This window comes from Pseudomonas cedrina subsp. cedrina, assembly GCF_001983175.1.
Lineage (GTDB): Bacteria > Pseudomonadota > Gammaproteobacteria > Pseudomonadales > Pseudomonadaceae > Aquipseudomonas > Aquipseudomonas cedrina.
In genome coordinates this window covers 21,256-28,560 of sequence record NZ_MNPW01000024.1, presented here as the reverse complement: position 1 = coordinate 28,560, position 7,305 = coordinate 21,256, and the positions used below count along the sequence as shown (strand labels likewise).

Below are 7,305 nucleotides of genomic sequence, written 5' to 3'. Positions count from 1 at the left end.
GGAGCCCGGATACATTAGCGCAAGCCTGATTTACCGTTCATCGTGACTGGATAGCAAAAGGTGGGCTGACCATACATTTGGTTACTTTCGCGCTTTTCGAAAGTGACCCGCCGTAAGGGCGGAACCCATACCATCCGTTACCCAAATAACGGATATGTACGCCATCAGAAAATTGCCCCCCACCCAATCAAAAATGAAGCTTTCATGACAAAAGTTCGGTAGCTCGCAGCCACGCCCGTCTCTCCTATGTAACGCGCTGGAGGCCGCCACACATAGCCTCCCCAGCCGTCAGCAAGACGCCAGGAGTGGGGCACGTGGGAACTATGGAACGTTACTCGAAAGTAGGCATGCAGGAGCTCGATCAGCGCTTGTCGAAGATCGTCGAAGCGGCGCGCAAGAAGCCGGTTTCGGTGTATCGCTACGGCGCGCCGTGGGTGTGGATCGTCTCGCAGGACGACTGGCAGGGCGCGCTGAAGGAAGTGTCCAGCTACATCCCGGCGGGGCATTCGCTGGTGTTGCTGCGTCCGCAGATCGATGAGGTGCTGGATCAGCACCGTGACTGGCTGGTGGCTGACGCCCCGATGTCGATCGCCCCGCACACCGTGTTGCAAATCCTGTTGCTGCAACTGCTGTATTCGGTGCCAAGCGAGCAGCAGCTGCACGAACAGCTGAACTACAACCTGCTGTTCCGCTGGTTCGTCGGCCTGGACCTGAACCAGAAGGTCTGGAGCATTCATGCATTGACCCGCGACATCGCCACGCTGCTGAACCACCCGCAGGCGGTGCAACTCATCCAGAAAATCATCGGTGACGTGTTTTGTGGCGCCTTGCTGCACATGCCGGAGTTCTCGTTGAACTTCGCCTTGCTGCACACCTGGCTGGCCCGGCACGGCAACACCTCGATCACCAGCAATTGAGCAGGCCGCACGCCGGGCTACCGGCAGTGGCGCACAACAACAGAAAGTCAGGGGGCGGTGTGGAGCATCTGTTCAAATTAACGCTGGCGCTGTGTTGCGTGACGCTTTGGAGCGTGACGCAAATAGCGCTGGCCGAGGAAGAAGCGGCGGCGCGTAAGGTCGACGTCAACGAGTACTTCGTGCGCGGCAACACGGTGCTGGACGCGGCGACCATCGAGGAGGCGGTGTATCCGTTTCTCGGCCCGCAGAAGACCTTGGGCGATATCGAAGGCGCCCGCGATGCGCTGCAGAAGATCTACCAGTCGCGCGGCTACCAGTCGGTGTTTGTCGAGCTGCCCGAGCAGAAGGTCGACGACGGGATCGTCTACCTGCAAGTCAGCGAAACCAAGGTGGGCCGTGTGCGTGTGGTCGGCGCCAAACACTACTCGCCGGTGGAAATCCGCGAGCAGGTGCCAGCCTTGGAAGAGGGCGCGGTGCCGGACTTTGCCACTGTGCAAACCCAGTTGGCCGGCCTCAACCGCAGTGCTGGTCGCCAGGTCACGCCACTGGTACGCGAAGGCCAGCGCCCCGGCACCATGGATGTGGATTTGCAGGTGGAAGACCAGAACCCCTGGCACGCCAGCATCGGCCTGAACAACGACTACAGCGCCGACACCGAAAAGCTGCGCTCGGTGGCAACCCTGGGCTACGACAACCTGTGGCAACTGGGGCACAGCATTTCCCTGACCTACTTCACCGCGCCCCAGGACACCGAGAACGCCAAGGTCTGGTCGGGCTCCTACAGCGCCCCGTTGAACGAGCGCTGGACCTTGCAGTTCTCCGGTTACCAGTCCGACAGCAACATCGCTACCATCGGCGGCAGCAACGTGTTGGGCAAGGGGCATTCCTACGGTGTGTCGGCGATCTACAACCTGCCGGCGGCCGGTAACTGGGCCAACTCGTTCTCGTTCGGCGTCGACTTCAAGGACTTCGACGAGGAAATGAAATTCGGCGCCAGCAGCGACCAGGTGCCGCTCAAGTACGCGCCATTCACCCTGGGCTACAACGGCTACCGCTACACCGAGCAATCCCAGCTGGGGCTCGGCTTGAACCTGGTGGTCGGCACCCGCGCATTCTTCGGTTATGGCAGCGACGCCGAAGAATTCGACTACAAGCGCTACAAGGCCAGCGCCAGCTTTGCCGTGCTCAAGGGCGACCTGAACTACACCTACACCTTCGCCAACGATTGGCAGTCGGCCACCAAAGGCGGCTTCCAGCTCGCCTCCGGACCGCTGGTGTCCAACGAACAGTACTCCGCCGGCGGTGCCACCTCGGTGCGCGGTTACCTGGCGGCGGAGCGCACCGGGGATGAGGGCTACTTGCTCTCCCAGGAGTTGCGCACGCCGTCCCTGGCCAAGTTTCTCGGCAGTTATGTGCAGGAGTGGCGCTTCTATGCGTTCGCCGAAGGCGCGCGCATGCGCCTGCACGACCCACTGCCCGAGCAAGAAGACGAATACAGCCTGGCCAGTGTCGGCCTGGGCACACGCGCCAGTTTGAGCAAATGGTTGTCCGGCAGCCTGGATTGGGGCTTGCCGCTGCTCGATGGACCGAACACCCAGAAACAGGACTCGCGACTGCACTTCAGTGTGCAGGCGACTTTCTGACTTTTTCTTTCGGAGATTTCACCCATGCAACGCCTATTCCTGAGCCTGTTGATCTGCCTGGGCTTCGCGCTCCCGGCCACCGCCCATGCCTGGTGGCAGGACGACTGGCACTACCGCAAGCAGATCTCGGTGGACACCACCGCCCAAGGCGCGGCGATCAACCAGGCCTTGGGCCGCACCGCGCTGCTGGTGCGCCTGCACACCGGCAACTTCAGCTTCGACGGGGTCAAGGACGACGGCTCCGATTTGCGCTTTGTGAGTGCCGATGACAAGACCGTGTTCAACCACCAGATCGAAAGCTTCGACCCGTTGATGGGCATGGCGCTGATCTGGGTCGATGTGCCCAAGGTTGAAGGCGGCCAGCGCCAGGACCTGTGGATGTACTACGGCAACCAGAAAGCCGCGGCCAGTGCCAACGGCCAACTGACCTTCGACCCGAACTACACCGCGCTCTACCACTTCGACGGCGCCAACGGCACCCCGGCCCGGGACACCACGGCCTACGCCAACACCTCGTTGAACGCCACCGGTGCGAGCATCGACGGTGTGATCGGCCGCGCCTTGCAGCTCGGCGGCCAGCCGCTGATGCTGCCGGCCAGCCCATCGCTGCAACAGGCCGCCGGCGGCGCGTTCACCTTCAGCGCCTGGCTGCGCCTGGACCAGGCCAGTGGCGAGCAAGTGCTGCTGGCCCGTCGCGACGCTCCTCACAGCCTGTTGCTGGGCGTGAACCAAGGCATGCCCTTTGTCGAAATCGACGGCCAGCGCGCTGTGTCGACCCAGCCGCTCAACCCCGGCCAATGGCAGCACCTGGCGTTTACCGCCGAGGGCGCCAAGGTCACGCTGTATGTGAATGGCCGTGAAACCGCGACCCTGGCCGTCGCCTTGCCGGCATTCAATGCCCAACTGGCGATCGGCGCCGATCTGCCGGAGGCGGGCAGTACGCATCTGCCTTTCGCCGGGGCCATCGATGAGCTGCGCCTGTCCAAGGTCGCACGCCCGGCCGCGCTGTTGCTGGCCGATGCCAGCGCCCAGGGCGCCGAGTCGAAACTGGTGGCCTATGGCGTGGACGAAGAACAGTCCGGCATTGGTTTCGGCAGCCTGGGCTTCTTGCTCAACGCCGTGCCGGTGGACGCCTGGGTGATCATCCTGGTGCTGGTGGCGATGATGTTCCAGTCGTGGGTGATCATGCTGCGCAAGAACCGTCAGGTCAGCCGCCTCAGCAGTGCCAACGAGATATTCCGCGAGCACTTCGCGCAAATCGGCACCCGCCTGGAGATGTACGCTGACGATACGCAACTGGCCGAGCGCCTGACCCATTCTTCGCTGTGGCGCCTGTACCTGGTAGCGGTCAAGGAGATCCGCACCCGCCGAGCCCAGGGCGCCGACACCTCATCGGTCTCGGCCGCGACCATCGAAGCCATCCGCTGCTCCATGGACGGCGTGCGCACCCGCGAAAACCAGGCGCTCAGTTCCAAGCTCTCTACGCTGTCCAACGCTATCGCCGGCGGCCCCTACATTGGCCTGCTCGGTACGGTGCTGGGGATCATGGTGGTGTTCCTCGGCACGGCGATGGCCGGTGACGTCAACATCAACGCCATCGCCCCCGGTATGGCGGCGGCCCTGCTGGCCACGGCCATGGGCCTGTTCGTCGCGATCCCGGCGCTGTTTGGCTACAACCGCCTGATCACGCGCAACAAGGAAGTCAGCGCGGACATGCGCGTGTTCGTCGACGAGTTCATCACTCGCCTGGCGGAGATGCACGGCGAGAGCCAGCACAGTGAAGCGGCGCACCGCGTTGCGCATCACGCACCGGTTCCGGCCTGAGGAGAATCGCCATGGCTTCCGTAAATAGCTCCCATGACGATGACGATGATGCCGCCGTCGACAGCATCAACATCACGCCCCTGGTGGACGTGCTGATGGTGGTGCTGGTGATGTTCATCCTCACCGCCACCGCCCAGGTCTCGGGCATCCAGATCCATTTGCCCAAGGCCAGCGCCTCGGTGTCGCTGTCGGAGGCCAAGACCAAGGCGATCTCCGTGAATGACGGCGGGCAGGTGTTCCTCGACGCCTACCCGGTGACCCTCGGCGAGCTGGAAGAGCGCCTGCGTATCGAGAAAGCGCTGAACCCGGATTTCCCGGTGATCGTACGTGGCGATGCGATGGTGCAGTACCAGAAGGTGATCGAAGTGCTAGACCTGTTGCGCCGGCTGGAGCTGTCCCAGGTCGGGCTGGTCACCGGCAAACCGAGCCAGGGCTGAGCCATGACCGCACAGATCCCGATTGCGCCCATGCCCGTGAAGAATAAGCCGCCGCTGCGCCCGCTGAAGTGGGGCCTCGGCCTGTTGCTGGGCGCCGTGGCGGCCTGGTTTTTATGGCAGTGGGCCAATGACATGAGCGGCGTGCGCCGCGAAGCGCCGAAGGTGCCGACGATTATCCCGTTGCCGCCACTACCGCCACCGCCGCCGGAAAAACCCAAGGAGCCTGAGCCTCAGGTCGAGGAAAAAATCCCGGAACCGGTGCCCAGCCCCGAACCGGAGGAGGTCAAGCCGGCCGAGGAAGCACCGCCTTCGCCCGCCGACGACCTGGCCAACCCGATGCAGATCGATGGCGACGCCCAGTCCGGCAATGACGGTTTCAACATCGGCGCCGGTAAAGGCGGCGGCATGGCCGGCAGCGGTGGCGGCGGCGGGTTGGGGACCGGCACCTACAAACAATACCTGGCCGGCACCTATCAACGGCTGATGCGCGAGGACCCTGAATTACGCAAGAAGGCTTTCTCGATACAGATAGACCTGTGGCTGGGCGCCGATGGCCAGGTCACCAAGGCGTTGGTGGCCAAGTCCAGCGGCGATGCCGAGACCGACGCGCAGATGCTCGCCTTGATACAGGCGCCGCGTGCCACACAGAAGCCGCCGGCGTCGCTGACGCTGCCCATGCGCCTGTCGCTCAAGGGCCGGCGCCCGGAATGACCGAACACGTGTTCTTGGATTTTTCTCAACGGATTTTTGTAGGAGTTGCGTACACATGATTTCCCCCGTGAATCGACTGACCCTGGCGGTCGGCATGGTCATCGCGACCCTGGTCGGCCAGGCGACGGCGGCCCCGGTCGCCCCCTCGGAAAACGTCACCATCAACCTGATTCGCCTGTTGGTGCAGCAAGGCGTGCTCAAGCAGGAAACCGCCAACGGCCTGATTGCCCAGGCCGAAAAAGAAGCCCAGCAGGCGCGCCAGGCGAACGTCGCGCCGGTGATTGCCAGTGGCCCGACCGCAGCGCCCGGCGACGTACGCGTGCAATACGTGCCGCAAGCGGTGCGCGACCAGATTCGTGACCAGGTGAAGGCTGAGGTCATGTCCACTGCGAAAAAGGAAAACTGGGCGCAGCCCAATACCTTCCCGGACTGGATCTCGCGCATCAGCTTTGACGGCGATATCCGTTTGCGCGACGAGTCGCGTTATTTTTCGGGGCGTAACGACAACACCATCACCGACTACGCCAAGCTCAATGACACCGGCCCCTACGATGTCAACAAAAACTCCAACACCAGGTTCCCACCCTTGCTCAATACTCGCGAGGACCGTGAAAACCTGTTCCGCCTGCGTGCTCGCCTGGGCATGAAAGCAGTGTTGTCGCCGGAATGGACCGCCGGCATCCGCATCGCCACCGGCTCCGACAATAACCCGGTGTCCACCACCCAGACCCTGGGCGGTGGCTTTGGCAAAAAAGACATCTGGCTCGACCAGGGTTACCTCACCTGGGCCACCACCGACTACATGAAATTGACGGCCGGGCGCATCGGCAACCCGTTCTATTCCACCGACATGATGTATTCCAACGACCTCAACTTCGACGGTGTGGCGGCCATCTTCAATCACACGCTCAATAGCGAATGGGGCCTGTTCGGCACACTCGGCGCCTTCCCGGTCGAATACACCTCCGACACCGCCAGCATCAATGGCATCGACAAGGAAGACAGCGATACCAAATGGCTGTTCGGCGGGCAGATCGGCGCGGACTGGAAGATCAATCGCAGCAACCGCCTCAAGCTGGCGGCTGCTTACTACCAGTTCCAGGATATCGAAGGCGAGCGCTCCAGCCCTTGTTCAACGTGGTCGGGCGCGGCGGGTTGCGATACCGACGGCACGCGCGTGGCTTTCATGCAAAAAGGCAACACGGTGTTCAACCTGCGCAACAACACCACCAACCCCACGGACCCTGCGCGGACGCCGGATCCTCAGTTCGTAGGCCTGGCCTCCAAGTTCGATGTGCTCGACCTCAACCTGGTCTGGGACAGCGAATTGCCCAGCGATTTCAAACTGCGCTCCCAAGGCAACTTCATCCACAACCTGGCCTACGACAAGGGCGAGATGCTCAAGCGCAGCGAGGGCGAGATCGTCAACAACATCAACAGCAAAGGCCAGTTCGAAAGCGGCGGCAATGCGCTGATGGTCTCGTTCACCCTCGGCAGCGCGCTGGAGATGCGCAAGCGTGGCGACTGGAACGTGCTGGCCGGCTACAAGTACATCCAGCCCGACGCCTTGCCCGACGGCTTCAACGACTCGTCGTTTCACCTGGGCGGTACCAACGCCAAGGGTTACTTCATTGGCGCCAACTACGGCATCGAAAAGAACATCTACGCCAGCGCGCGTTGGCTGAGTGCGTCCGAAGTGTATGGCCAGCCGTTCGAAGTCGATGTGATGCAACTGGAACTCAACACGCGCTTTTAATGCGCAGGGAGATGCCA

At 62.5% G+C, this 7,305-nt stretch carries 6 protein-coding genes; all 6 read left to right on the top strand.

Annotation, left to right across the window (positions count from 1 at the left end; translation table 11 throughout):
- Nucleotides 1-323: 323 nt before the first annotated feature.
- The 6 genes from BLL36_RS31880 to BLL36_RS29255 are packed head-to-tail and all read left to right on the top strand — an operon-like array spanning nt 324 to nt 7,288.
- A complete protein-coding gene (locus BLL36_RS31880) occupies nt 324-917 on the top strand; it encodes a transposase (protein WP_076955071.1) in 594 nt (197 codons plus the stop codon).
- Between the two features lie 59 nt (nt 918-976).
- Nucleotides 977-2,560, top strand: a complete 1,584-nt coding sequence (locus tag BLL36_RS29275; RefSeq protein ID WP_076955070.1) for a ShlB/FhaC/HecB family hemolysin secretion/activation protein — start codon at nt 977-979, stop codon at nt 2,558-2,560.
- 24 nt (nt 2,561-2,584) lie between these two features.
- Nucleotides 2,585-4,384 carry a DUF2341 domain-containing protein gene (locus BLL36_RS29270; protein WP_076955069.1) on the top strand — a complete coding sequence of 600 codons (1,800 nt, stop codon included), beginning with the start codon at nt 2,585-2,587 and terminating at the stop codon, nt 4,382-4,384.
- Between the two features lie 11 nt (nt 4,385-4,395).
- Nucleotides 4,396-4,821 (top strand): ExbD/TolR family protein, encoded by a 426-nt coding sequence (locus BLL36_RS29265; RefSeq protein ID WP_076955068.1) that lies wholly within the window; start codon nt 4,396-4,398, stop codon nt 4,819-4,821.
- A gap of 3 nt (nt 4,822-4,824) precedes the next feature.
- Nucleotides 4,825-5,532 carry an energy transducer TonB family protein gene (locus BLL36_RS29260; RefSeq protein ID WP_076955067.1) on the top strand — a complete coding sequence of 236 codons (708 nt, stop codon included), beginning with the start codon at nt 4,825-4,827 and terminating at the stop codon, nt 5,530-5,532.
- A 55-nt stretch (nt 5,533-5,587) separates the two neighbouring features.
- Complete coding sequence (locus tag BLL36_RS29255; protein ID WP_076955066.1) at nt 5,588-7,288, top strand: putative porin; 1,701 nt, start codon at nt 5,588-5,590, stop codon at nt 7,286-7,288.
- The last annotated feature ends 17 nt before the right edge of the window (nt 7,289-7,305 follow it).

Coding starts and splice junctions, on each gene's coding strand:
- BLL36_RS31880 (WP_076955071.1), top strand. CDS start 324: ATGGAACGTTACTCGAAAGTAGGCATGCAGGAGCTCGATCAGCGCTTG.
- BLL36_RS29270 (WP_076955069.1), top strand. CDS start 2,585: ATGCAACGCCTATTCCTGAGCCTGTTGATCTGCCTGGGCTTCGCGCTC.
- BLL36_RS29265 (WP_076955068.1), top strand. CDS start 4,396: ATGGCTTCCGTAAATAGCTCCCATGACGATGACGATGATGCCGCCGTC.
- BLL36_RS29260 (WP_076955067.1), top strand. CDS start 4,825: ATGACCGCACAGATCCCGATTGCGCCCATGCCCGTGAAGAATAAGCCG.
- BLL36_RS29255 (WP_076955066.1), top strand. CDS start 5,588: ATGATTTCCCCCGTGAATCGACTGACCCTGGCGGTCGGCATGGTCATC.